24 protein-coding genes and 2 tRNA genes are annotated in these 25,008 nt (G+C 46.3%); 9 read left to right on the top strand and 17 right to left on the bottom strand.

Annotation, left to right across the window (positions count from 1 at the left end; all coding sequences use genetic code 11):
• Window positions 1-62: 62 nt before the first annotated feature.
• From HH301_RS11750 to prfB, 3 genes are all read left to right on the top strand, one after another.
• Window positions 63-1,250 (top strand): N-acetylmuramoyl-L-alanine amidase, encoded by a 1,188-nt coding sequence (locus HH301_RS11750; RefSeq protein WP_169569094.1) that lies wholly within the window; start codon window positions 63-65, stop codon window positions 1,248-1,250.
• Between the two features lie 81 nt (window positions 1,251-1,331).
• Complete coding sequence (locus HH301_RS11755) at window positions 1,332-3,800, top strand: penicillin-binding protein 1A (RefSeq protein ID WP_206378279.1); 2,469 nt, start codon at window positions 1,332-1,334, stop codon at window positions 3,798-3,800.
• Window positions 3,801-3,859: 59 nt separating this feature from the next.
• A protein-coding gene (gene prfB / locus HH301_RS11760; protein WP_169569095.1) for a peptide chain release factor 2 occupies window positions 3,860-4,970 on the top strand; the annotation gives its coding sequence in 2 pieces (ribosomal slippage) (window positions 3,860-3,928 and window positions 3,930-4,970; 1,110 coding nt in all).
• Between the two features lie 74 nt (window positions 4,971-5,044).
• Here the strand turns inward: prfB and HH301_RS11765 are convergent.
• The 7 genes from HH301_RS11765 to purC form a co-directional block, all read right to left on the bottom strand.
• The gene (locus HH301_RS11765; protein ID WP_169569096.1) at window positions 5,045-6,079 is read right to left on the bottom strand and encodes an alpha/beta hydrolase; all 1,035 of its coding nucleotides are present in this window, start codon (window positions 6,077-6,079) and stop codon (window positions 5,045-5,047) included.
• A 99-nt stretch (window positions 6,080-6,178) separates the two neighbouring features.
• Window positions 6,179-6,514 carry a Grx4 family monothiol glutaredoxin gene (gene grxD, locus HH301_RS11770; protein ID WP_169569097.1) on the bottom strand — a complete coding sequence of 112 codons (336 nt, stop codon included), beginning with the start codon at window positions 6,512-6,514 and terminating at the stop codon, window positions 6,179-6,181.
• A gap of 30 nt (window positions 6,515-6,544) precedes the next feature.
• Window positions 6,545-6,781 carry a BolA family protein gene (locus HH301_RS11775; RefSeq protein ID WP_169569098.1) on the bottom strand — a complete coding sequence of 79 codons (237 nt, stop codon included), beginning with the start codon at window positions 6,779-6,781 and terminating at the stop codon, window positions 6,545-6,547.
• A 15-nt stretch (window positions 6,782-6,796) separates the two neighbouring features.
• Window positions 6,797-8,995, bottom strand: coding sequence for a phosphoribosylformylglycinamidine synthase subunit PurL (gene purL / locus HH301_RS11780; protein WP_169569099.1), 2,199 nt, complete (start codon window positions 8,993-8,995; stop codon window positions 6,797-6,799).
• Between the two features lie 8 nt (window positions 8,996-9,003).
• The gene (gene purQ, locus HH301_RS11785; RefSeq protein ID WP_169569100.1) at window positions 9,004-9,693 is read right to left on the bottom strand and encodes a phosphoribosylformylglycinamidine synthase subunit PurQ; all 690 of its coding nucleotides are present in this window, start codon (window positions 9,691-9,693) and stop codon (window positions 9,004-9,006) included.
• A gap of 29 nt (window positions 9,694-9,722) precedes the next feature.
• Complete coding sequence (gene purS, locus HH301_RS11790; RefSeq protein ID WP_169569101.1) at window positions 9,723-9,965, bottom strand: phosphoribosylformylglycinamidine synthase subunit PurS; 243 nt, start codon at window positions 9,963-9,965, stop codon at window positions 9,723-9,725.
• Between the two features lie 59 nt (window positions 9,966-10,024).
• Window positions 10,025-10,789, bottom strand: a complete 765-nt coding sequence (gene purC / locus HH301_RS11795; RefSeq protein ID WP_169569102.1) for a phosphoribosylaminoimidazolesuccinocarboxamide synthase — start codon at window positions 10,787-10,789, stop codon at window positions 10,025-10,027.
• 314 nt (window positions 10,790-11,103) lie between these two features.
• On the opposite strand from purC, the gene HH301_RS11800 reads away from it, so the two are divergent.
• Window positions 11,104-11,427 (top strand): DUF1476 domain-containing protein, encoded by a 324-nt coding sequence (locus HH301_RS11800; RefSeq protein ID WP_169569103.1) that lies wholly within the window; start codon window positions 11,104-11,106, stop codon window positions 11,425-11,427.
• A 54-nt stretch (window positions 11,428-11,481) separates the two neighbouring features.
• Here HH301_RS11800 and HH301_RS11805 read toward each other — a convergent pair whose 3' ends face one another.
• The gene (locus HH301_RS11805) at window positions 11,482-12,030 is read right to left on the bottom strand and encodes a GNAT family N-acetyltransferase (protein WP_169569104.1); all 549 of its coding nucleotides are present in this window, start codon (window positions 12,028-12,030) and stop codon (window positions 11,482-11,484) included.
• A gap of 71 nt (window positions 12,031-12,101) precedes the next feature.
• A complete protein-coding gene (gene purB / locus HH301_RS11810) occupies window positions 12,102-13,391 on the bottom strand; it encodes an adenylosuccinate lyase (protein WP_169569105.1) in 1,290 nt (429 codons plus the stop codon).
• Between the two features lie 244 nt (window positions 13,392-13,635).
• Between purB and HH301_RS11815 the strand changes: the two genes are divergently transcribed.
• The gene (locus HH301_RS11815; protein WP_169569106.1) at window positions 13,636-14,187 is read left to right on the top strand and encodes a TetR/AcrR family transcriptional regulator; all 552 of its coding nucleotides are present in this window, start codon (window positions 13,636-13,638) and stop codon (window positions 14,185-14,187) included.
• Window positions 14,188-14,195: 8 nt separating this feature from the next.
• Here the strand turns inward: HH301_RS11815 and radC are convergent, their stop codons facing one another.
• The 3 genes from radC to sfsA are packed head-to-tail and all read right to left on the bottom strand — an operon-like array spanning window position 14,196 to window position 16,585.
• Window positions 14,196-15,020: a RadC family protein gene (radC, locus tag HH301_RS11820; RefSeq protein WP_169569107.1), complete on the bottom strand. Its 825-nt coding sequence runs from the start codon at window positions 15,018-15,020 to the stop codon at window positions 14,196-14,198.
• Window positions 15,010-15,834, bottom strand: coding sequence for a type I methionyl aminopeptidase (gene map, locus HH301_RS11825; RefSeq protein ID WP_169569108.1), 825 nt, complete (start codon window positions 15,832-15,834; stop codon window positions 15,010-15,012). The genes radC and map overlap by 11 nt, the downstream gene beginning before the upstream one ends.
• 49 nt (window positions 15,835-15,883) lie before the next feature.
• Window positions 15,884-16,585 carry a DNA/RNA nuclease SfsA gene (gene sfsA, locus HH301_RS11830; RefSeq protein ID WP_169569569.1) on the bottom strand — a complete coding sequence of 234 codons (702 nt, stop codon included), beginning with the start codon at window positions 16,583-16,585 and terminating at the stop codon, window positions 15,884-15,886.
• A 116-nt stretch (window positions 16,586-16,701) separates the two neighbouring features.
• Here sfsA and HH301_RS11835 point away from each other — a divergent pair, with 116 nt between their 5' ends.
• The 3 genes from HH301_RS11835 to HH301_RS11845 all read left to right on the top strand — a co-directional run bounded on the left by HH301_RS11835 (window position 16,702) and on the right by HH301_RS11845 (window position 19,258).
• Complete coding sequence (locus HH301_RS11835) at window positions 16,702-17,475, top strand: competence/damage-inducible protein A (RefSeq protein ID WP_169569109.1); 774 nt, start codon at window positions 16,702-16,704, stop codon at window positions 17,473-17,475.
• 11 nt (window positions 17,476-17,486) lie between these two features.
• Window positions 17,487-19,094: an AMP-binding protein gene (locus tag HH301_RS11840; RefSeq protein WP_169569110.1), complete on the top strand. Its 1,608-nt coding sequence runs from the start codon at window positions 17,487-17,489 to the stop codon at window positions 19,092-19,094.
• A 77-nt stretch (window positions 19,095-19,171) separates the two neighbouring features.
• Window positions 19,172-19,258: transfer RNA gene (locus HH301_RS11845), tRNA-Leu, on the top strand.
• Window positions 19,259-19,302: 44 nt separating this feature from the next.
• On the opposite strand, the gene HH301_RS11850 is transcribed toward HH301_RS11845, so the two are convergent.
• From HH301_RS11850 to HH301_RS11860, 3 genes are all read right to left on the bottom strand, one after another.
• Entirely contained in the window at window positions 19,303-19,764 is a 462-nt protein-coding gene (locus tag HH301_RS11850; protein ID WP_169569111.1) for a cupin domain-containing protein, read from the bottom strand.
• A 62-nt stretch (window positions 19,765-19,826) separates the two neighbouring features.
• A complete protein-coding gene (locus HH301_RS11855) occupies window positions 19,827-21,041 on the bottom strand; it encodes an APC family permease (RefSeq protein WP_169569112.1) in 1,215 nt (404 codons plus the stop codon).
• 119 nt (window positions 21,042-21,160) lie between these two features.
• Window positions 21,161-21,236: transfer RNA gene (locus tag HH301_RS11860), tRNA-Lys, on the bottom strand.
• A 207-nt stretch (window positions 21,237-21,443) separates the two neighbouring features.
• Between HH301_RS11860 and HH301_RS11865 the strand changes: the two genes are divergently transcribed.
• Complete coding sequence (locus HH301_RS11865) at window positions 21,444-22,001, top strand: peptidylprolyl isomerase (protein ID WP_169569113.1); 558 nt, start codon at window positions 21,444-21,446, stop codon at window positions 21,999-22,001.
• Between the two features lie 66 nt (window positions 22,002-22,067).
• Here the strand turns inward: HH301_RS11865 and HH301_RS11870 are convergent, their stop codons facing one another.
• Complete coding sequence (locus HH301_RS11870) at window positions 22,068-22,826, bottom strand: glucose 1-dehydrogenase (RefSeq protein ID WP_169569114.1); 759 nt, start codon at window positions 22,824-22,826, stop codon at window positions 22,068-22,070.
• A gap of 97 nt (window positions 22,827-22,923) precedes the next feature.
• A complete protein-coding gene (locus tag HH301_RS11875; protein WP_169569115.1) occupies window positions 22,924-25,005 on the bottom strand; it encodes a sensor histidine kinase in 2,082 nt (693 codons plus the stop codon).
• Window positions 25,006-25,008: the final 3 nt, after the last annotated feature.

Here is a 25,008-nt window from a genome sequence, read left to right on the forward strand (position 1 = left end):
TCTTAAACCGGTAGAATAGGCTGTCTTCTGGGGTTGATTAAGAGAAAAGTATTACTGGAAGTATGAAAAACATTCTCAATATTTTCTGTCTGTCAGCCATCTGTGTTTTTTTGTTTCTGACAAGTTCCTTTGCCGCGCCAGCAAATATTACCTCGGTTCGGTTGGGGATTCACCCCGATAAAACGCGCTTTGTGTTGGAAATTGACGAGAAACCGGAATATCGGATTTTTTATTTACCGAATCCTGACCGGCTCGTTATTGATATGCAGCAGGTTAATTGGCAGACCTCAGACAAATCCAAAGCCGGTATTGGGTTGATTGAAAACTATCGCTATGGATTGTTTCGTCAGGGGACAAGCCGAATTGTTTTGGACTTAAAACAGCCTGTTGAGTTAATTCGCGAAGAGACCCTACCTCCAAGTGAGGGAAAACCTTATCGCTTCTTCATTGATATTCGAAAGACCAGTCGAGAGAATTTTGGAAAACTGGTTCAGCAGAGCCGTCAGCAGCAGGTTGCTGCTCTGGCTCCACGGATTTCTGCCATACCGACCCCGCGTAGCCATCAGAAATACACAATCATTGTTGATGCCGGTCACGGCGGCATTGATCCTGGTGCGATTGGGGGAAGCGGGATTTACGAGAAGCAACTAACCTTGCAAGTGGCAAAACGGCTGAAATCTGTATTGGAGGCCGATGCAAAATATAATGTTATTTTGACGCGAGAGACGGATACTTTTCTGAGCCTTCGGGAAAGAGTGGAAATTGGCCGAAAATATAAGGGCGATCTTTTTATTTCTGTTCATGCGGACAGTATTGGTCGTTCAGATATTCGGGGCTCTACGGTGTATACGCTTTCCGAAAATGCTTCCGATGATGAAGCAGCTGAACTTGCCCGTATGCATGATAAAGCTGATGTGATTGCGGGTGTCGACCTTGAAGAACAGGATGATACTGTACAGGGAATATTGATAGATCTGGCGCAGCGGGAAACCATGAATTTTTCAGTGAAGTTTGCGAAATTATTGTTGCCAGAATTTCGCGGCGTTGGGATTAAGACGGGAAGTCGCTCCCATCGCTTCGCTGGATTTCGTGTTCTGAAAGCCCCAGATGTTCCTTCTGTACTTGTCGAATTAGGCTATTTGTCTAATCGACATGATGAGGCATTTTTGAAATCCGAAAAGGGACAGAAGAAAATGGCCGAAGCTATTTCAAACGCCTTGGATAAGTATTTTGCAACACTGGAGCCTTGATGCTGCCTTATCTTATCTTTAAGGGTTAAAAGTTATTGTCAGATATCTAGCGCTGTTGTCTGAGCCAAATTAAGAGGGTGAATGTTTATTGGCATTCACGAGAACATGAAGCTTTTTGCACGAATTTTACTTCTTCTGTTTAGTCTATCAGTCGTCGGTATTCTGATTGCTGCAGGGGTTGTTTTTTATGGCTTCTGGCATTTTGGTAAGGGCCTGCCGGACTACGAACAGCTCGCAAGCTATGAACCTCCTGTGATGACACGGGTCCATTCAGCCGATGGAAGCCTGATTGCCGAATATGCTCGGGAACGTCGGTTATTTGTTCCGATAAACGCAATTCCCCGGAAAGTGAAACAGGCATTTATCGCAGCGGAAGATCAAAATTTTTATAATCACATTGGGATCGATTTCCTCGGAATTTTTCGGGCAATCGGGGTGAATGTTAAAAACCTCGGTAGCGGTCGACGATTGGTTGGCGCGTCAACGATCACCCAGCAGGTTGCCAAAAATATGCTACTGACAAATGAAGTCAGCTATGAGCGAAAAGCAAAGGAAGCGATCCTCGCAATTCGAATTGATCGAAGCCTTTCCAAAGATCGCATTCTCGAGCTTTATTTGAATGAAATTTATCTGGGACATCGGGCTTATGGGGTTGCAGCAGCTGCTCTTTACTATTTCGATAAGTCCTTAAACGATCTAACCATTGCGGAAATGGCTTATTTGGGGGCGCTGCCGAAAGCGCCAAATAACTATAATCCTTTTCGATACCCTGAGCGGGCGATCGCGCGTCGTAACTGGGTTATCGGCCGAATGCTTGAGGAAAAGTTCATCACACCGGAACAAGCTGAGATAGCTATAAATAGCCCGTTGAAAGTTAAAGAAGGTCGTGACGCCCAAGTCCTCGCAGCTGAATGGTTTGTCGAGGAAGTCCGTCGGGAACTCTACGATTTATACGGAACGAAAGGCCTTTATGACGGGGGTCTATCAGTTCGAACAACCATGCAAGCCTCATTACAACAGGCGGGTGAAGCTGCTCTTCGTGCGGGATTGCGCCGTTATGATCGTAAACATGGATGGCGGGGTGCGATTGGCCAAATTAAGCTGGCTGAGGATTGGCAAAAAGCACTAGCGGAGTTTCCGGAGCCAAAGGGGTTGGATCCCTGGCGATTGGCTGCAGTTTTAGAGGTTCATGATAAAGAAGTAATCATAGGCCTGAAGTCTGGTGATAAAGGACGAATTCTGTTTGAGGATATGAAGTGGGCGCGACCATGGATAAAAGGTCAGAAGGTTGGAGCTAAGCCCAAGAAACCGTCCGATGTCTTAAAACCGGGTGAAGTGATTGCCGTTACCGAACTTGAGGGCGAAAACGCAGATGTTGGTCTTTTTATTTTGGAACAGATTCCCAATGTGGGGGGCGGTCTTGTTGCAATGGATCCTCACACAGGGCGGATTCTTGCGCTTGTCGGAGGCTGGAGCCATGAGGTTTCAGAGTTTAACCGGGCCGTCCAGGCGCGGCGGCAACCTGGCTCCTCATTCAAACCTTTTGTTTATGCAGCGGCTCTGGATAATGGATTTACACCTGCAAGCAAGATCATGGATGGTCCATTTGTGTTGACCCAGGAAAATGGGGAGAGGTGGAAGCCTTCCAACTACACTAAGAAATTCTATGGCCCGAGTACTCTGCGACTTGGTATTGAAAAGTCCCGGAACTTGATGACGGTCAGGCTAGCCCGTTCGATCGGTATGGATACTGTCGCAGATTATGCGCGGCGATTTGGTATTGATGACAATTTACAAGAAACACTGGCGATGTCATTGGGGGCGATGGAAACAACCCTTTTAAAAATGACCACAGCCTATGCGAGCTTGGTAAATGGGGGTAAGGAGGTTACTCCAACCCTGATTGACCGTGTTCAAAACCGCCGGGGATCGACAATTTATCAACATGATGCGCGCGAATGCCAAGGATGTAAGGCTGCATCATGGAGAGATCAGGATGCGCCTGAGATTAGTGACCCACGTGAGCAAATCGTCAGCCCAGCGACTGCTTATCAAGTTGTTTCCATGTTGGAAGGCGTTGTTCAAAGAGGTACTGGAAGTGTCATTTACAGAACGATTAAGAACAAGCCCTTGGCTGGTAAAACCGGTACGACTAATGATGGGAAAGATGCCTGGTTTGTTGGGTTCTCTCCAGACCTTGCTGTTGGAGTTTATGTTGGTTTTGATCAACCTAAGTCCCTTGGTCCTCGTGAAGGTGGTGGTGGTGTTGCAGCCCCTATTTTTAGGGATTTTATGGTTGAAGCTCTCGCTGACGAGCCCGCAATTCCTTTCCGTGTACCTGAAGGGATACGGCTTGTACGAGTTAAGGCAGATACTGGTCTTCCCGCCCAACCCGGTGATCGAGGCGTGATTCTGGAAGCTTTTAAGGTAACCGATCAGATTTCTACTGATGGACCCGTCTTGGATGGAAGTGAAAATTCCAATGCAACGGGCATTTCCCTTGATCAGGTTAAAAATCCTGTCACATCAGGCACAGGTGGTCTTTACTGATTGCGTTTCTGCGATTAGGTTCTCGTCCAGAATTTTAAAGTTTTGAAATGGAGTAGTTTATGCGCGCCGAACACCAGGCCGTTGTCGATGAAATCAAGCAGGCCATGAGCTTGCTGAGGAGGCATCTTTGACTGGGATAATGCAATCCGTCGTTTGGAAGAGCTGAACTCCCTCGTAGAAGACCCTGATCTTTGGGATAATCCCAGCAAGGCACAGGGCCTGATGCGGGAAAGAACTAACTTGGAAACGGCCATTAACGCCTACAATGCTATTCAACAGGATCTTGAAGATACAGTTGAGCTGATTGATTTGGCTGAAATGGAAGAGGATGACGAAACCTTGAAGGAGGCTGAAGAAGCTCTTCAAGACCTTCATGCTTTGGCCGAAAAGCGTCGTTTGGAAAGTATGCTGTCCGGGGAAGTGGACGGCAATGATGCTTATCTTGAAATTCATTCTGGCGCAGGTGGAACAGAGTCTCAGGACTGGACACAAATCCTGTTGCGGATGTACATGCGTTGGGCAGACCAGCATGGCTATAAGGTCAAAACACTTGAAGAAAGTGCTGGAGAGGAAGCTGGTCTTAAATCAGTGACCATTGAGATCACAGGTGATAACGCATACGGTTGGTTGAAAACTGAATCAGGCGTTCATCGTCTTGTACGTATTTCGCCTTTTGATTCAAATGCGCGCCGTCATACCAGTTTCTCCTCTGTTGGCGTGTATCCGGTTATCGATGATGATATTGATATCGAAATTGATGAGAAAGACCTTCGGATCGACACTTATCGGGCTTCCGGTGCTGGCGGTCAGCACGTGAACCGGACAGAATCTGCAATCCGTATTACTCATATCCCGACAAATGTCGTTGTTCAGTGTCAGAACGACAGATCCCAGCATAAAAACAAGGCAGCGGCCATGAAAATGCTGAAATCTCGTCTTTATGAACTGGAGTTACAAAAACGAGAAGAGGCTGCAGCCGAAGCGCGCGGGACACAGACGGACATTGGCTGGGGGCATCAAATCCGGTCATACGTTCTGCATCCATACCAAATGGTAAAAGACCTCAGGACTGGGGTTGAAAAAGGAAACGCGCAAGGGGTGCTGGATGGAGATTTAGATGATTATCTCGCAGCTGCACTCTCGCAACGTGTTGGAGAGGACGACAACTAAGAAAAAGTGGTCTAAGAAACTGATGTAATGAGCCGGCTCCCTTATAGGAAGCCGGCTTTTATTTTATGGATGAGTTAGACTTTATTTTGAAAGGCTTGACTGACGGCCTCTGCAATAGTTTTCAAAGACTTATCGGCATCAGGTAAGAGACCACTTAAGGAGGAAAATCCGTGGATCATTCCTTCAAAACGGATCATGCCAACAGGAACGCCTGCGTCTTTTAACCGTTTTGCATAGTCTTCTGCTTCATCTCGCAAGGGATCAAAACCCGCTGAAATAATAAGGGCTGGAGCAAGACCGCTGACATCATCTGCTACGAGGGGAGAGGCACGCGGATTATCCATATCTTCTGGCGAGTTCAGATACAGATCCCTGTACCAATGCATCCGCTCTTCAGTCAGGAAGAAACCCTTGGCAAATAGTTTATGGCTGTTTGCTGTAAAATGGCTGTCAGTTGTCGGATATATCAGGACCTGTATAAGAGGTTGCTCTGTCTTGTTCCGTTTCGCATCCTGACAGGCAACGGCAGCCAGGTTTCCACCTGAGCTATCGCCTCCAATTGCTATTTTCTTTGGATCAAGTCCTTTAGAAGGACCATTTTCCTGAACCCAAGTTAGCGCTTTGTAGGCATCGTCAACGGCCGCAGGAAATTTATGCTCTGGAGCAAGACGGTAATCAACAGAAAGAACAGCAAAATTACCAAAGCTGACTAAGCGTCTGAATAATCCGTCATGGGAATTGACTGAACCCCTGATAAAACCACCGCCATGAAACCCGATCAGGACGGGTAATAACTCATCTGTGTCGGTCGGCTTGTAAAGACGCACCGGGATGGGTCCACCATCACCTGGAATAGTGAAATCTTCCACATAGGGCAGGGGAATATAATCACCCCCGAGCGTTGTGGATAATGCCTCGATTTGCTCACGCTCATTCTCGACCGTATCTTCGCTGGCAGGAAGGGTTTGTTTATCGACAACCTTACAGAGGAACTGGGCCTTTGCGTTCAACATTTGACCATCTATTTTGATGCGACGCCCAACGTAAAGCAGATTGAAAACACCAACAGGTATTTTGCCCAGCAATCGCGCCAATTTTTCCTGATCCATGCCCCCTCCTGGAATTTATCTGTGATTTTATATCACATGATAATAAAAAAATGCGGCTGTGGTCAGCCGCATTTTCCCGTAACGATTTAAAATTTGTGATCAGGATGCGCGAGCAACCTGTTTGTCCTGAAACAGGCTTTCCAACTCACCAGTTTCAAACATCTCGCGCATAATGTCGCATCCACCAACAAATTCACCTTTGACGTAAAGCTGAGGAATAGTTGGCCAATCACTGAATTCTTTGATCCCTTCACGCACGCTAGGGTCAGTCAGAACGTCAATGCTGTTAAACTTGACATTCAGGTGAGATAGAATTTGGACAGCGGTCGCGGAAAACCCACATTGCGGAAATACTGCAGACCCTTTCATGAAAAGGACAACATCGCTACCAGCGATTTCCTGTGTGATCCGATCTTTCGTAGCTTGGTCAAGCATTTGCAAGTCCTTCCTTACCTTAAACTTTCACTATTGTTGAGGAACCGACGTCTGCAGTGCAAGCGCGTGTAAATCCCCACCCATCTTTCCTTTTAGAGCTTCATACACCATTTGATGCTGTTTGACACGGGGTAAACCTTCAAAGGCAGATGATTCAACAAGTGCGGCATAATGATCACCATCTCCACGCAGGTCGGTGATTTGCACACGGGCATCAGGAATACCTTCCTTAATCAGACGCTCAATTTCATTTGCATCCATAGCCATGGATATCTACTCCTGTTAATTCCCTGGTACTGTCATCAATTGAGGAAGCCAGTTGGCATGTACCTCTTTAACTTCTTTCACTGATATGGCGAATTGCTCATTAACCTTCAACTCATTATGACCGGTCGTTCCAACTATTTGAAGGGGGATGCCAGAATTTTTCGCCATTTCAACGATTTTTTCGCTGTTTTCTGGGGCGGCTGTCACAATATATCGCGCCTGATCCTCAGCGAAACAATAAGCATGAAGGGGAATATCTGTCTCAATCTCCAGATTTGCCCCTAAATTTCCAGCCAACGCCATTTCTGTAAGAGCGACCAAGAAACCACCATCTGAAATATCGTGACTTGCGGTTAGCAGGCCTTGCTCAATCATATCACGGACAAAGTCACCGTTCTGGCGTTCGGCCTTCAGGTCGATACTTGGTGGGGCGCCTTCTTCACGACCTTCGATTTCCTTCAGATAAATTGATTGACCCATCTCCCCGCGGGTTTCACCAACGACAAAGATTGTTTCACCCGCAGATTTCAGAGCGAGAGTCGACATTTTCTCAGAATCAGCTAGTAAACCAACACCGCCGATCGCAGGAGTTGGGTAAATTCCGGTTCCATTGGTCTCGTTGTAAAGCGAGACGTTACCTGAAATCACTGGATAGTCGAGGGCAAGGCAGGCCTCTCTCATTCCATTAATGCAGCCAACAAACTGACCCATAATCTCTGGCCGTTCAGGATTACCAAAATTCATGCAGTCTGTAATCGCGAGAGGCTTTGCGCCTGTTGCGGTCAGGTTTCTCCAGGTTTCAACAACTGCCTGGGCACCACCTGTCTGCGGGTCTGCTTTGCAATAGCGAGGCGTGCAATCAGTTGTTATGGCAAGCGCTTTCTGGGTTCCATGAACGCGGACTACGCCTGCATCACCGCCTGGTCGCTGAATGGTATCACCCATAACCATGTGGTCATACTGCTCCCAAATCCATTTGCGGCTGGCAATTGCGGATGATCCCATCATTTTCAAAAGCGTTGCTTTCAAATCATCAGGCGCACTTAAAGCATCACCCATAAGCGGTGCTGCGGGTTCTGTCTTAACCCAAGGGCGGTCATATTCGGGAGCGCTGTCGGCGAGTGGAGCAACTGGCAAGTCAGCAGCGACCTCTCCGTTCATGGTGAGGACCATGCGACCTGTGTCCGTGACCTTACCGATTACCGCAAAGTCCAGTTCCCATTTTTCGAAAATGGCTTTGGCTTCTGCTTCGCGGCCCGGTTTCAGGATCATGAGCATCCGCTCCTGACTTTCTGACAGCATAATTTCATATGGTGTCATACCTTCTTCACGCATGGGGACATGATCCAGATCCAATTGGATGCCAACACCGCCTTTATCTGCCATTTCAAAGGAGGAGGAGGTAAGACCTGCGGCGCCCATATCCTGAATGGCAACGATTGCATCTGTCGCCATCAGTTCAAGACAGGCTTCCAATAAAAGTTTTTCTGTGAAGGGGTCACCGACTTGAACGGTTGGGCGCTTCTCTTCACTGTCGTCATCAAATTCAGCGGAAGCCATAGTCGCGCCATGAATTCCGTCACGACCGGTTTTTGAGCCTACGTAAACAACTGGATTTCCGACGCCTGCAGCAGCCGAATAGAAAATATTGTCAGTATCTGCTAGTCCAACTGTCATGGCGTTGACAAGGATGTTGCCATCGTAACTTTCATGGAAGTTGGTTTCGCCGCCAACGGTTGGAATACCCATGCAGTTCCCGTATCCACCGATACCGGCGACGACACCGGAAACCAGATGACGAGTTTTGGGATGATCAGGCCGTCCAAAGCGGAGGGCGTTCATATTTGCAATGGGGCGGGCTCCCATGGTGAAGACATCCCGAAGGATCCCGCCAACACCGGTAGCTGCCCCTTGGTAAGGTTCAATATAGGAAGGGTGGTTATGACTTTCCATTTTGAAAATGGCGGCTTGCCCGTCACCAATATCAATTACGCCCGCGTTTTCACCAGGCCCACAGATAACCCATGGGGCTTCTGTTGGGAGTGTTTTCAGCCACTTTTTGGATGATTTGTAGGAGCAGTGTTCACTCCACATTACAGAGAAGATTCCCAGCTCTGTAAGGTTAGGCTCTCGGCCCAGGATTGTCAGAACTTGTTCATATTCACTCTCTGACAACCCATGTTCCGCTACGATTTCTTTAGTGATCTCAGTCATATGTACACTCAGTTCAGAGAGTTAATCAGGTTGTCAAAGAAGGTTTTGCCATCAGTTCCGCCAAGCTGATCACTTATCAGCCTCTCAGGGTGTGGCATCAGGCCAAGGATATTGCCAGCTTCATTGTATATGCCCGCAATGTTTTCTACAGACCCGTTAATGTTTGTGTCGTCAGTGACTTCGCCTTCGCTATTGGCATATTTGAAGGCAATCATGCCTTCACCGTTCAGACGCTTCAGACTTTCATCATCGGCATAAAAATTACCGTCATGATGTGCGACGGGGAAGCGAACCGTTTGACCTTGTTCAAAGGCACCTACAAAACGTTCGTTCTGGGAAATCACCTTTAAGTCAACATCCTTGCAGATAAATTTCTGATTGGCATTGCGAAGCAAAGCGCCCATTAACATACCCGTTTCCGTAGCGACCTGAAAACCGTTACAGACGGCAAGGACTGGCGTTCCATTCGCGGCTTTTTTAACAACTTCCCGCATAATCGGGGAATTGCCAGCAATGGCGCCGCATCGGAGGTAGTCTCCGTAGGAAAATCCGCCTGGAATTGCAATTAGGTCAGTTTCCGGCAGTTCAGTGTCTCCATGCCAGACCATATCTGGGCTTTTGCCCATGGACTGTTCAATGGCAACTTTCATATCCCTGTCGCAGTTCGACCCGGGAAAAACAATCACAGCAGCCTTCATTTGGCAGTATCTCCTTCAATCTTCTGGAGTTAATCCAGCAACTCGATGCTGTAATTCTCGATAACAGTGTTTGCCAGCAACTGGGTGCACATTTTCTCAACCTGGGCAGGCGCTGAAGCCTTATCCAGATCACCAAGATCTAGTTCAATGACTTTCCCCTGACGGACATCATTTACGCCTTCGAAACCGAGACCGTGCAGAGCATGTTCAATGGCTTTGCCTTGTGGGTCCAGAACGCCGTTTTTAAGAGAAATGGTTACGCGTGCTTTCATGAGTTTCTACCTTGAAACAGTTTGCCAAGAAAAAAGGCGCAGTTAATGCGCCTTTTGGGTTATTGCAGTGAATTCGACCCTTTCAGATCGTTAGGCCCGCTTTCGGGCAAGATCCCCAAGCGTCGGGCGACTTCTTGATAAGCATCCTCTACGCCGCCGAGATCTCGACGGAAACGATCCTTATCCAGTTTCTCATTGGTTGCCATGTCCCAAAGACGACAGTTGTCCGGGCTAATCTCATCAGCGAGGATGATCTGCATTTCATCGTCTTCGTAGTGGCGGCCAAATTCCAGTTTAAAATCAATCAGTCTGATACCGATTGCCGTGAACAGGCCGCAAAGGAAATCGTTGACCCGAAGTGTAAGGGTCATGATGTCTTCGATCTCTTCTGCAGTGGCCCAGCCGAATGTGGTGATATGCTCTTCAGCAATCAAAGGATCGTTCAGTTCATCCGATTTGTAACAGAACTCGACCAGTGTTCGGGGCAGGGGCGCGCCTTCTGTTAGACCCAGCCGGGAACAAATGGAGCCAGCGGCGACGTTACGAACAATAACTTCAACAGGAACAATTTCGACTTCCTTGATGAGTTGCTCGCGCATGTTCAGGCGGCGAATAAAATGATTGGGGATACCAATTTCGCCTAACCGGCTCATCAAATGCTCAGAGATCCGATTGTTCAGAACCCCCTTGCCAGTTACCGTTGATTTTTTGACGCCATTAAAAGCGGTTGCATCATCTTTAAAATATTGAACGAGAGTACCAGGCTCTGGCCCTTCAAAAAGAACTTTGGCCTTACCTTCGTAGACACGTCTACGGCGGGTCATGGATGTCACTCCAAATCTATGACCAGACTTTCCGGTCAAAAAAGAAAAACAGTCGGGAATCTGTAGGGCGACTACTCTATTAAGTCAGAAAGTTGCCTGAATTCCTGGAACAGGACATGTGCGTATGCCCAAATTCAAGCGGAACATAGTTCAGAAGTCAGATAAACACAATATTTCCTGCAGCGGAATCTGTTAAAAAAGCAAAAAATAGTCTTGTCGCTTGACGATCCGATAGACATGTAAGAGAAATAGGCCATCTGAATATAATTAATTCGCGGTATTTGGGTCGAATTGGAATTCTAGAGGAATAGAAAATGTCAGGTATTGATGATCGGGGTAAGGCTCACGAAAACAAGTTCGCGCATGACAGTGACCTTGAATTCAAGGCGGTTGCCCGTCGTAATAAATTATTAGGTGAATGGGCTGCTGGTCTGATGGGACTGGAAGGTGATGCTGTTGCGGCTTATGCCAAAGAGGTTGTGATTGCAGATCTTGAAGAAAAAGGCCACGAAGACGTGTTCCGCAAAATCCGTCAGGATTTGGATGCTAAAAACGTCGATATGTCTGATCACCGTATTCGCCGGGAAATGGAAGATCTATTGGTAAAGGCTCGCGATCAGATTCAAAACGAATCCTGATTATTAACTTCCTTTGAAGTTTAAGTGGAAGCCCGCATTTTGCGGGCTTTTGTTTTATTTAGTGTGGTGGATCCAGTCTTTCTTTTGAAGTCGATAGAGAACGTGCTGACTGAGTGCGTGGTCTGCCGGCAGCATAGGATGGGCAAATGTCTCTTCATTGTGAGTAAATCCCAGTCTTTCCATTAAATTTCTCGAGGGTTGGTTCTGAGCCGCCGTGAAGGAAACAATTTCCTCTTTGTTCAAGTTTTGGAATGCAAAAGCTAAAGAGGCCTTCGCAGCCTCGTAGGCAATACTTTGACCCCAAAATTCTAATGCCAGGCGCCAACCGATCTCAAAGGTTGGTTCAAATGGGAGTTCATATCCCGGTACATTTAAACCAGTGAAGCCCGCAAATTGACCTGTTTTCTTGACTTCAATTGCCCAAAACCCAAACCCATTTTCCTCTATTCGTTCTTTGATCTTGGCGGCAAGCTGATCACTTTCTTGACGAGAAAGACATGACGGAAAGTACTGCATGACTTTTGGATCTGCGCTCATTTGAGCAAAGGGTTCAAAGTCACAGTCTTGCCACTGCCGTAATATCAATCTTTCGGTTTCGACCATAAATTCGGCCCTCAAAAGAAAACCCCGCCGGTTGGGCGGGGTTTAAACTGCGCATCATACTGAATTTATGATCAGAATACCCGCTTGAACAAAGTATCCACATGCTTGGTATGATATTCGAGGTCGAAAACGCTCTCCAGCTGTTCATCTGAAAGCGCTGCACTCACTTCTTTATCATTTTTCAGAAGTTCCAAGAAGTCAGCGCCTTCGCGCCAGACAACCATGGCGTTCCGCTGAACGAGACGGTAGGCATCTTCCCGACTAACACCCGCTTGCGTAAGGGCAAGCAGAACACGTTGAGAGTGGATTAGACCGCCCAATTTGTTCATGTTGTTCATCATGTTTTCAGGGTAAACAACAAGCTTTTCAATAACACCAGTAAGCCGCGCAAGTGCAAAATCAAGTGTAATCGTTGCGTCAGGACCAATTCCGCGTTCAACGGAGGAGTGGGAAATGTCCCGCTCATGCCAGAGCGCTACATTTTCCATTGCTGGAATTGTGGCCATCCGCACCAAACGTGCAAGACCTGTCAGGTTTTCTGTCAGCACTGGGTTTCTTTTATGTGGCATGGCAGAAGAGCCTTTTTGCCCTGGTGAGAAATATTCTTCCGCTTCTAGAACTTCAGTCCGCTGTAGGTGACGGATTTCAACAGCTACACGTTCAATTGAGCTCGCAATAACGCCAAGTGTTGCGAAGAACATCGCATGGCGATCCCGTGGGATAACCTGAGTGGAGATGGGTTCGACTTCCAAGCCCATGGATTTAGCGACATGCTCTTCGACAAAGGGATCGATGTTGGCGAAGGTACCGACAGCTCCGGAAATTGCACAGGTTGCGATTTCTTTGCGGGCGTGTTCAAGCCGTTCCTTGTTGCGGGCGAATTCCGCATAGGCTTGTGCCATTTTGAGGCCAAATGTCACAGGTTCTGCATGAATACCGTGGGACCGGCCAACACAGACGTCCATTTTGTGGGCCAACGCTTTCGCTTTGATAACTTCCAGAAGCTTATCCATATCTTCAAGGAGGATATCTGCCGCTTTCGTGAGCTGTACGTTCAGGCAGGTGTCCAAAACATCCGATGAGGTCATTCCTTGATGTACAAACCGCGCTTCGTCACCAACATACTCTTGAAGATTGGTTAGAAAAGCGATCACGTCATGTTTGGTTTCCCGTTCAATCTCATCAATGCGATCAATATCAAAGTTGCCACGCTCCCAAACGGCTTTTGCGGCTTCTTTTGGAATAACCCCCAATTTAGCCTGAGCGTCACAGGCGTGGGCTTCAATTTCAAACCAGATCTGGAATTTGGATTTAGGCTCCCAGATGGCTGTCATATCGGGGCGTGAATAACGGGGTATCATTGGTCGTCACCTTATGTTTAACTTCGAAAACCGCCTGTGCGAAACACTGACCTTTCGCATATAGAACTGCAGGGGTTCTCTAACAGAGCCTGAGAAAAACCACAACTGCATTATCCTGAACGGCAGGTTTCTGCGCCAAAACCAAAATAATACAACTTTAATTACATTATATGGTGTTTTACATTCTCGCTAAACTAGGTATCTTCTCAAGCAGAGGATAATTTTTGTCTAAGCATGAGTAAGTATGAACACTGAAACGGACCAAGAGATTTTAGAGGCGACCATATTTGTTTTTGCGAACAAGTTGGATGGAACTTTGGATGATGTTGCAAAGAAAGCGGGTGTTTCGAGGGTTACCATTAATCGACGTTTTGGCAAAAAAACAGACCTTCTGATTTCAGCACAGAAATTTAGCATTCGCCAGTTCAACAGTGTTTTGCGAAAAGCTCGGTCATCAAAACAGAACTCCATGGACAAACTTTTGTTCGTTTTGACTGAATATTACCGTCTCAGGCATCATCATCTGTTTTTAATGAGAACTTTGGTGGATGAAGAAGACAAAAACAGAAAGAATTTTGCCCGGCAGCTTGAAGTAATTGAGCAGTTGGTAAAGAACGCTCAAGCAAGGGGGTACATTCGGCAGGAGCTTCCGCCAGCATGGGTTGCTGCCTTTATGGATTTTCTGGTGATAACCGCAAATAGTACAAGATATCGGGGAATTGTTGCCGAGAGAGATCTGCGTGATCATATCTGGAATACGTTTAAATATGGCGTCGCGCCAACTCGCACCATTTAAGAAGCTTTCTAGAGAAGTCCCATTGACTTCATACTGCTATATTCGTTTGCACTGACAATCAGATGATCGTGAATAGTGATTTGCAAAGCTTCTGCTGCCTTGACGATTTCTTCAGTGATTTGAATATCTGAGCGGGAAGGAGAGGTGTCTCCTGATGGGTGGTTATGCACTAATATGAGAGATGTAGCCCCAAGTTCCAAAGCGCGTTTGATCACTTCGCGGGGGTAAACGGCTGCTTGATTGATGGTTCCTGTTTGTTGGACTTCGTCTGCGATCAGGAAATGTCGATTGTTCAGAAATAATATCCTGAAATGTTCAATTTCTTTTCGCCCCATCGTTCCTTGGCAATATTCCAGCAAAGCCTGCCAGGAGCCAATGATGTTTCGATTTTCTACGCGGCTGCGAAGGATCTTTTCGCCCAATTTCTCTGCAACTTTGATTATAGCAACAGATGTATCCCCAACCCCGTTTATTTTTTTTAGTTTTTCTGGGCTGGCGGTAAGCACACCACCCAGATCCTTAAACTCGTGGATCAGGCGTTTTGCAAGGGGCTTTGTATCTCCCCGCGGGTAAGCGCTGAACAAGAGGAATTCAAGAAGTTCATAGTCGGCGAGGGCTTCAGCCCCGCTATTCAGAACTTTTTTTCTCAGCCTTTCCCGATGACCTTCTTTGTGGTTTTTGGAATCAGCTGAATCCTCAACGGCGAAGGATTGCTCTGTTTCATCGGGAAAATTAAATAATATTTCTTTCGAAGGGGAGATCGGTGTCTCTTCAATTCCTGTGTCTGGAATTTTTGATGGAGAGACTGGGTATTGCCGATCTTCAGATGTCATATGGGGGACAGTTTAACCCTTTTGGTGAAAGTGTAAATATCTCATATCCAGTTTCGGTCACGCCAAGTGAATGTTCGAACTGAGCGGAGAGGGACCGATCTTTTGTTACGGCAGTCCATCCATCCTCCAGAACTTTAACTTGCCATTTACCCAAATTAATCATGGGTTCAATAGTGAAAATCATTCCAGGGCGCAGTTCCACGCCTTCACCCGGCCGTCCATAATGGACAATGTTGGGGACATCATGGAAAACTTGTCCAAGCCCATGACCACAAAAATCCCGAACAACAGAGCAACGATTTTTTTCTGCATATTGTTGAATGGCAAAACCGATATCACCAGTCGTAGCACCGGGTTTCACAACCTCAATGCCACGCATCAGGCATTCATAGGTAACGTCAATAAGCCGCTTGGCCTTGATGCTGGGTTTGCCCGCGACAAACATACGGCTTGTATCCCCATGCCAGCCATCGAGGGTCGGCGTGACATCAATATTGACGATGTCCCCATTTTGCAATTTTTTGGGTCCGGGAATACCGTGACAAACAACATGATTGATCGAGGTGCATACAGATTTTGGAAACCCTCTATATCCAAGCGGAGCGCATTTGCCGCCGCGTTCAGTAATAAAATCATGGCAAAGAGTGTTGATCTCATCTGTTGTGATGCCTGGAACAATATGCTCTGCAATCATATCCAGGGTCTCAGCTGCCAGTTGACCAGCTTTGCGCATACCTTCAAAGCCTTCTTCACCATGAAGTTTGATGACGCCTGTGTTTTCAACAGGGGTTTCGCTGCTGGCTTTGTATTTCATTTCTATACTGTGTCCTCAAATACCAAATGGTTTCTCTTGGCTGCTCTGATCAAAGGGCCAAGGGAACCGGTTTGTTTATCTCGATCGCATCTGCAGATAACTTGCAATCATAGCATAAGACTTCAACACCATGTTTGCGTGCCTTCTTTAAGGCATCGGCATATGCCAGGTCAATATCTGCCGCTATCTTAAATTGGGAACTGTCATCCCTCTGAACAAGGTAAAACATGACGGCCCGATGCCCGGCTTCGACCATATCGATAAGTTCGAGTAGGTGTTTTGTCCCTCTAGCTGTCACAGCATCCGGAAACTCCGCGACGCCTTTTTCGCGTAACAAAGTCACATTTTTGACTTCGACATAGCAGTCTGGTTGATCTTCAGCTTGTAATAACACATCAATTCGGGAATTTTTGCCGTACTTAACTTCGTTACGAATGTTAGTGTATCCCGCTAGTTCCGGAACCAAACCTTCTGAAATGGCCTCCGTTACAATCTTATTGGGGTGGGACGTGTTAATTCCAACCATAGCTGTTCCGGTGTTGACCAACTCCCAGGTATATTTAAGTTTTCGGTTGGGGTTGTTTGCTGGGGAGACCCAAACTTTATAACCAGGTTCCTTTAAGCCCATCATGGATCCGGAGTTTGCGCAATGAGCGGTAATAATGTCGCCATTATCAAGCTCGATATCAGATAGAAACCGCTTATAGCGTTTGATAAGGGTGCCTTTAATTAGGGGGCTTGGGAATTTCATAAATTCGAACTGACTTATTCTTTGACTGTAGGTGATAGTTGACAGCATAGTATCTAAAGCTATGTGATAAGCGCTATCATCTTTGTCACAATAATAACAAGACAGGTAATTCGCAAATGTCATCTGAAAGTGAGAGTTCCCGTAAAATTGTAACGGCTGCAATGCTGGTTATCGGCGATGAAATCCTCTCAGGCAGGACGCAGGATAAGAATGTGGCCCATGTAGCGACACATATCGGTGAGATAGGCATTCAGATGAAAGAGGTGCGTGTCATCCCTGATGTCGAGGATGAGATTGTCGATGCTCTTAATCATTGCCGTGAAAAATACGATTATGTGTTCACCAGCGGAGGTATTGGTCCCACACATGATGATATTACTGCAGATTCCGTTGCTAAGGCATTTGGTGTAGAAATTGATTACCATCCTGAAGCCATGGACATCCTGACGCGTCATTATCAGACATCAGGGATTGAATTTAACGAGGCTCGCAAGCGAATGGCCCGAATTCCGTTTGGGGGAGAATTGATCGACAATCCTGTTAGCAAGGCCCCCGGTTTCAGAATAGAAAATGTTTTCGTCTTGGCTGGCGTTCCCATGATCCTGCAGGCCATGATGGAAAGTGTTTTGCCGCAGTTGAGTGGCGGTGCGAAAATGCTCAGTAAATCGATTGGCGCCCATTTGCCGGAAGGTAAGGTCGCTGAGCAACTGGGGGCGTTGCAAAAGCGCTATCCTGAAGTCTCTATGGGATCTTATCCCTATTTTAAGCATGGGAACGTGGGAACAAACCTCGTTCTTCGGTCAGTCAATGAGGGTGACTTGGAAGACGCTTATCAAGAGCTGCAAAAGATCCTAACAGAGCTGGGAGCCGAATTCGATCTTCCAGAATAGGGGAGCAAATAATGATAAAAACAATCCCGGAACTTTTAAACCAAACACAAAAAAACCGGGGTCAGGGAATTGCTATTGTAGACCGAACAAACTCCGTTAGTTATACGGAATTTGAAGAACGTGTGCATAGACTTGCATGTGGGTTGAAGGCGCAAGGACTTAAAAAAGGAGATTTGGTCGGGATATGGCTTCCCAACATAACTGCCTATCTTGAATTCTTTTGTGCTTGTGGATATCTCGGCGTAACTGTTGTATCGGTGAACACTAAGTTTAAATCCTTCGAAATGTCGGATATCGTTTCCCGGTCTAACTGTAAGATGCTGATTTTATGGCCGGATTTCAAAAATATTCCATTTCTTGATATTCTCTCGGAAATTCCCGATGGAGAACTACAAGGCCTAGAAAGTGTCGTTTTTTATACCGAAGGTGAGCCCTTTCCATCCGAAATCCCATCCTGTATTTCTGATAAACGGATTATAAGTTACAGAGATTTGGTTGATACCGAGCCAACGGAGCTGCCAGCGGTAGCAGAAGATGATGGGCTGGTCATTTTCACGACAAGCGGAACCACTGGTAAACCAAAATTCGTTTTTCATCATCACCATAGCATTGTTCAGCATGCCTATGACGTGGCGTCCAACTTTGAGTTTGATAAGCGCGCCTGTCGACTGCTCCAGGTCAATCCACTATGCGGAACCTTTGGACTTACTCAGGCTTTGGCAGGTCTTTCAAGCGGCGCAACCGTCTATTGCGTGGCGGTCTTTAATGGAGGTGAAGCGGCCCGGATCATGACAGAGGAGAAAATCACAGATGTTTTTGGCTCTGATGACATGTTCTCCATGATGCTGGCAAATACTGAAGGGTCTAATCCATTTCCGGACCTGCAATATGCTGGCTTTGCAGCTTTCAATCCGGCTCTAACGCAACTTGTAGCTGACGCAGACAAAAAGAATGTCAAACTTGTTGGGCTATGGGGCATGAGTGAAGTGCAAGCATTTGTTGCTCATCAGGATCCTAAAGCGCCAATTGAGGAGCGGCGTCTTGGTGGGGGCAAGCTCATGTCTGATGCCGCGGAAATTCGAATAACCGACCCAGAAACCGGAAATAGACTTCCCATCGGCGAAAAGGGGGAACTTGAAATCCGTTGTCCAAGTCAAATGGCTGGATATCTTGGAAACCCAGAAGCGACAAAAAAAACAATTACCTCTGATGGCTTCATTAGAACCGGTGATTTGGCGATTCAAACGGATGACCGGCATTTTACGTTTCTATCGCGGATGGGAGATGTTTTGCGTCTCGGTGGCTATTTGACAGATCCTGTCGAAATAGAAAGCTGTTTGAAAGATCATCCGTCTGTTGAAAAGGCTCAAGTTGTGGGTGTTGAAAGTGACAAGGGGGCTCGCGCATTTGCTTTTGTCATTTTGAAGCAAGGGGCCCTATGGCAGGAGGAAGAAGTCTCGGCCTTTTGTAAGTCCAGGCTCGCAGGCTATAAAGTTCCTGCTGGATTTGAAGTGTTAGAGGCTTTTCCAACAACTTTGAGTGCTAACGGAGAAAAAGTGCAACGAAGTAAATTGCGTGAACAAGCTCAGAATCTATGGTCTCAAAAGGGTGCTAACTGACTTAATAGAAGAAAAATGCACTTCAGGTTGATTTCCTCTTGTGTCCTTGAGTGACTGTTATTAGGTTATGCAGCGCTGCCCTCATGGTGAAATTGGTAAACACAGTAGACTTAAAATCTGCCGCCCGTAAGGGCTTCCCGGTTCAAGTCCGGGTGAGGGCACCATCCTTACAATTTTCTGCTGAAATATTTATCCAAGGTGAGATTGCCTAGTATGGCGTTCCATCTTTTTTAGCGGCTAAAAATTTTCCATCCTTCTCTATCCACTGAAAATCATCGTCTGGGTAAATGGCTTTGTCTCCGGGTACCCTAGAGCCTACGACTATAAACGAGGCGCTTTTGTTCGTCTCATTCAGGAGATGATGGGCATCTGTAACATTTGCTTTGAAGCCGACACACATTCCAGTGGTCATTTGAGTTTTACCTGAGTTTGTAACGAGCGTGAGTTCGCCTTTCAGTACATAAACGAACTCATCCGATTGTGTATGCCAGTGCCGAAGCGATGATTTTCCTCCTGGATGAATGACTTCAAGATTCACCCCAAATTGTGAAAGGCCAAACTGATCACTAAGCCCACGCCATTCGGCTTTTCCCAGGGAACTTTTAAATGGTTCAGGAAGATGATTTTCGGTTTCTCCCTTTATGCTCATGCTATGAATTGGAAATGTCATTTAGGTCTCGCCCCATTTGATGAAATTGGATCTTCAAAGATGAAGAGAGCTTAAGATGTGGTTTATTCGACAGGAATAGCGAAAATCACAATCCAGGCCAGTATGCAGATCATGACCGTAAAGAATGTGTAACGATAGGGCTTATGACTGACTTCCTTAGAGCGATAGACAACAACCAAAGCAACCAGTGTTTGGGTCAGGTAATAAAAGGCAAAGGCGCGAGAAGCAAAGGCAACAATTTCAAAGATGTTAGCAATCCAGATTAAAAGGCATGCTCCCGCAGTGATGATCAGATAACCAACTTTAGATGACACATTGCCTCTGGTTTCCTCACGGATTAGGCCGCCCCCGCCTAAAGTATCTGCAATCGCCGCACTGAATTGGCTCGCAAGTGCCGCTAGGATCAAAAGGTAGGGAAGGGTGTCTGCAACATGGCCCGATAGCTGAATAATGGCTGTCTCGTCGGCGGTTTTATTTTCCAACAGTCCCAATAAAGGCATAACGAGAACGACAAAGCCAACATAAACAAGGCCTGATAGAATCTGGGCAATTCGCATTGAGCGCACACGATCACTGGCTGAATATTCGTCGCCAAGGTATCTGGACGTTTCAAAACCCTGAACAACAAGCAACATGCCAGCTAGTAGGCCAAACATGTGCCAGTCGACATCCTTGGAAATTAAGTCAGGAAGTTTTTGACCATTTTCAATATCAAAAAACAGAAGTCCGGCAAGGAGCGCTGCAATTATGGAAAGCTTGATGCTGACAGAGAATTTCTCCAATGCTTCAAGAAAGCGCAGCCCTTTCAGCACACCAACCACAGCAATAGAGCCAAGAATAGCAGTTGTCAGCAGATTAGCTGAAAAGTCTGAGCTGTGATCAAATAGCTTGAGGGCGTAAGAGGATAGGAGCCGCAAATAAAACGCAACAGAGATTAGATAGGCGAAGAAAACCGCTGCATTAGACAGCTGCTCTGCCCGAAAGACCCATCCGTGCCCCTTGGCTTTTTCAAGAAGAGGCTCTCCGTAACGGATATTGAATCGAATGACATGACCTATCAGAAAGGCAAAGCAAACAATACCCAGCATTGCCCATCCCGCAAGCGGGCCTACAGCCTGACCTAAGACCGGTGCGATGATTAAGAAGCCACTTCCGATAATCGAAGCAAGAGGGGTAACTGTCGCGCGCCACAAGAGGCTGCTACGAACCTTTGGAAGGAATAGCAGCACCAGGGTAATTACCGTTACACTCGTGACGATCAGATCTATGATTGGCAAAGTGACATCTCGCAGATCTCAGGCTGAAGCAAAATAGTCAGCGATTTAGATTGGGTGAGATTTCAAGACAACAAAAAACCCCTTAAAAATCAACATGATTATTTAAGAGGTCAAAAAAATGGTGAGCCCGACAGGATTCGAACCTGTGACCCACTGATTAAAAGTCAGTTGCTCTACCAACTGAGCTACGGGCCCACTATGTTGTACCAGGAAGCTGTGATACAGCGTCGCGATGCGGCTGCAACATAGAAAGGGTTTGAAGATTGGTCAAGCCGCTTTTTGTATTTTTTTTTACAGCCAAATTTTTTTTCGACATAAAGCTGTGATATACGAATAAAGATGAACCAAGAATATGACTATATCCCTTGGAATTATTGAATTTTTTAATGGAGTTTGGAAGAAATGGGTTTTCGATCGGCTGTAAAGGCCCTGATCCTTGCGATGGTTCTCTCTCTTGCGATTTCGCCAGCAAAGGCCAATGAACTGGATCCTGAAAATACGCTTTATCTGGATTTGCAGTATGGACGAGTCATTATTGAACTTTTTCCTCGTGTCGCTCCAAATCATGTTAATCGGATTAAGGAGCTCACCCGTGAAAAATTTTATGACGGAATAAAATTTCACAGGGTGATTGACGGTTTTATGGCTCAAACGGGAGATCCAACCGGCACGGGCTCTGGTGGATCCTCGAAGAAAGACCTGCGGGCAGAGTTTTCGAATATCCCGCATGATCGAGGGATCGTGTCCATGGCCCGAACAAATAATCCAAACAGCGCTAACAGTCAGTTCTTTATCGTTTTTGAAAACTCAAGCTTCTTGGACGGAAAATATACTGTCTTCGGACGTGTTGTTGAAGGAATGGAGTATGTGGATCAGATCAAGCGGGGATATGGCAGAAGCGGTACCGTTCGGAACCCAGACATCATCATCCAGATGCGCGTAATGGCGGACGTTCAATAGTCTGATATTATCGATATGAAAAAAGCCGGGAATTTCCCGGCTTTTTTATTTAGCAATTTTGATGTCCTAGATACAGCGACCGCCATCGACCTCTAAGGCAACGCCTGTAATAAAAGAGGCTTCGTCAGAGGCAAGGTAAAGAGCTGCATTGGCAAGATCGCGTGGCGTATTCACACGGCCAATAGGAATGGATGATTGGAATTTATCTCGAATTTCAGGTGTATCTTCACCCCCCATAAACTCGACTGCCATGTTGGTAAGAGCAAAAACGGGGCAAAGGGCATTTACGCGAACCTGATTTGGTGCCAATTCGATAGCCATGGATTTTGACATGGTCAATACAGCGCCTTTACTGGAGTTATACCAGACAAGACCCGGACGAGGGCTAAGGGCGGCCGTTGAAGCAATGTTGATAATGCTCCCACCTTTTTGCTCTAGCATGACCGGTACGATGGCTTTAGAGGTCAGGAAAATGCTTTTAACATTTACGTCATAGATTTTCTGGAAGGTCTCTTCATCCGTATCCAGCATGTTGCCATTCCGTTGGGGCATACCTGCATTATTAACAAGGATATCAATACGTCCAAAATGCTTTAAAGCATTGTCTTTCATTGCTTCGACCTGACTTGCGACAGTTACGTCGGTCGTATCGGCAATAGCGGTTCCACCATTTGCATTGATAGCATCTGCAACCTTGGTAGCGGCGTCACCATTGATATCGCTGACGACGATTTTTGCGCCTTCTTCGGCAAACCGAAGTGCCATGCCTTCACCAAAACCGGCTCCGGCGCCGGTAATGACGGCGACTTTATCCTTTAGTCTCACAGGTTTCTCCCTTGAAATTGAAATAGCTGTCTTCTCGCAGTGTTCTGGTGACTGCAATTAGATTTGGATCAAACAATATAGGGAAGCGAGGCGGGAATCAAGCCGCAGTCAGGGCAACACGTTTTCCGGGGATACGGATGGTAACTGTCGTTCCAGAGCCAAACTGACTATCAATATGTAAACTGCCACCATGCAGTTCCATGAGGTTTTTGGAAAGAGGGAGACCGAGGCCGGTTCCCTGGTATTTTCGATTAAACTCACTGTCTACCTGCATGAACGGTGTCAGTGCTTTTTCAATATCATCTTTTCGAATGCCGATACCTGTATCTTCGACTGATATCGCCAAATCACCGTTTCGTTCAATAAGGCTCGAAATTGTAATCTGTCCGCCTTTAGGGGTAAATTTCACCGCGTTTGACAGCAGGTTGATCATAACCTGTTTTATCATTTTACTGTCAGCAACCACGTTAGGTAGGACAGAACTGAGCTTCGAAGTGATTTCCACGTCGGCTTTTTCGCGCTGTGGCTCCATCAAGCGCCGGCAATCTTCTACTAGACTGAAGAGGTCGAGAGTTTCTTCGTAGATTTCCTGATTACCGGATTCTATTTTTGAAAGGTCCAGAATTTCATTGATCAGATCTAAAAGATGAACACCACTTGCATTAATATCTGATGCGTATTCGATGTATTTTTCAGAGCCGACTTCCCCATAATACTGGTTTTTTATGACTTCTGAGAAACCAATGATGGCATTCAGCGGAGTTCTCAGCTCATGGCTCATATTTGCAAGGAAGGTTCCTTTCAGCTGAGCTGCAGATTCTGCTTCTTCCTTGGCTTGTTTAAGAAGCTTTTGTGCCTTGATGGTTGCAGAGACATCTCTAGCAATCAATTGCATAACAGGCCGGTCGCCATAAAGCAGGGCTGAAGCCTCAAGCTCTACATCAATTCGATTTCCAAGGCGCCCAATAACCTGGCTTTTCGCTGTTGGAACTGTTTGACCTGGCTGCAGATGGTCTGCACCACCAAAATGAGCATCCAGATTATCGTGATCGGCAACAGGGAAGAATTTATGGATTTTCTCCCCAACAATTGAATGAAGGTCTTTGACTTCCAGCAGTTGAATGGCTGCTTCGTTGGAATAAATCACAATGCCATCTTTGTGGACCAGAATTGCATCTGGCGAAAGCTCCACCATTTTCCGGTATCGGTTTTCACTCTCTTTCAACAGTTGTTGGGTCGATTTTTCAAGGGTGATGTCTTTAAATGTGCACACAGCGCCGCCATCAGGCAAATGAGATTGGGAAATCTCGACAATGCGACCACTTTTAAATTTCCGCTCGATGTTACTGGTATGTGGAGAATGCGTTCTTTCAGCGACCATCTCGGCGAAAGCTTCAGGGTCATCTCCAACTTCATCAAAATAGCTGAAACAATTGAATAAGTGTTCCTTCAGGGGCATTCCTACGCTAATTGTATCGGAAGGAACTTCCATGATCTCAATGTATTTTTCGTTCCAACTAACAACATTGAGATCTGGATCGTAAACACAAAGGCCAATAGGAATAGCCTGATAAACACCTGTAATTAGGCTATGGGTCGCTTCCAACTCATTTCGTTTTTCGACTTCATCCGTGACATCGCGAAAGATGGAAACAACGCCACCCTCAGCAGTATATCTTTCTTTAAACGAGACAATTTTCCCGTTTGGGAGTGTAAGCTGTAAATCCCCAGGTTTTTTTCCGGCTTTGACTTTCGCGATATATTCTAGAAATTCACCATAAGCAGGAGAACCTTTGAGCCATTCTACAAATGCGGCTCCCAGGTTTTCGCGAGACTGGCCTGGTGTGAACATATGTTTAAAATTTGACAGAATCTGGCTTATTCTTCGGTTTGTGATAAGCGCATTTTCGTTGATGTCGTATATTACGAGCCCTTCATCAAGCGCATCAATCGCCTCCATCATTTGGGTGAATTTACGAGTATCCGAAGTTGTTTCGCCGCTGCCTTGCTGTGATTTTAGTAGGTAAAAGACGAGGAAGACACCAAAGCCAACTGTGGTTCCGACAACAAAGTAGGAAATTTCTGAGGTGAGAGCATTAGCTGTAATCGCTACTGAAATAAGGATCAGTGCGGTAGCCAGCAAAAAGACGGCAGGTATGTACTTTTTTAAACTTGCCATAAT

It is taken from the genome of Sneathiella limimaris, from assembly GCF_012932565.1.
Classification (GTDB): Bacteria; Pseudomonadota; Alphaproteobacteria; order Sneathiellales; family Sneathiellaceae; genus Sneathiella; species Sneathiella limimaris.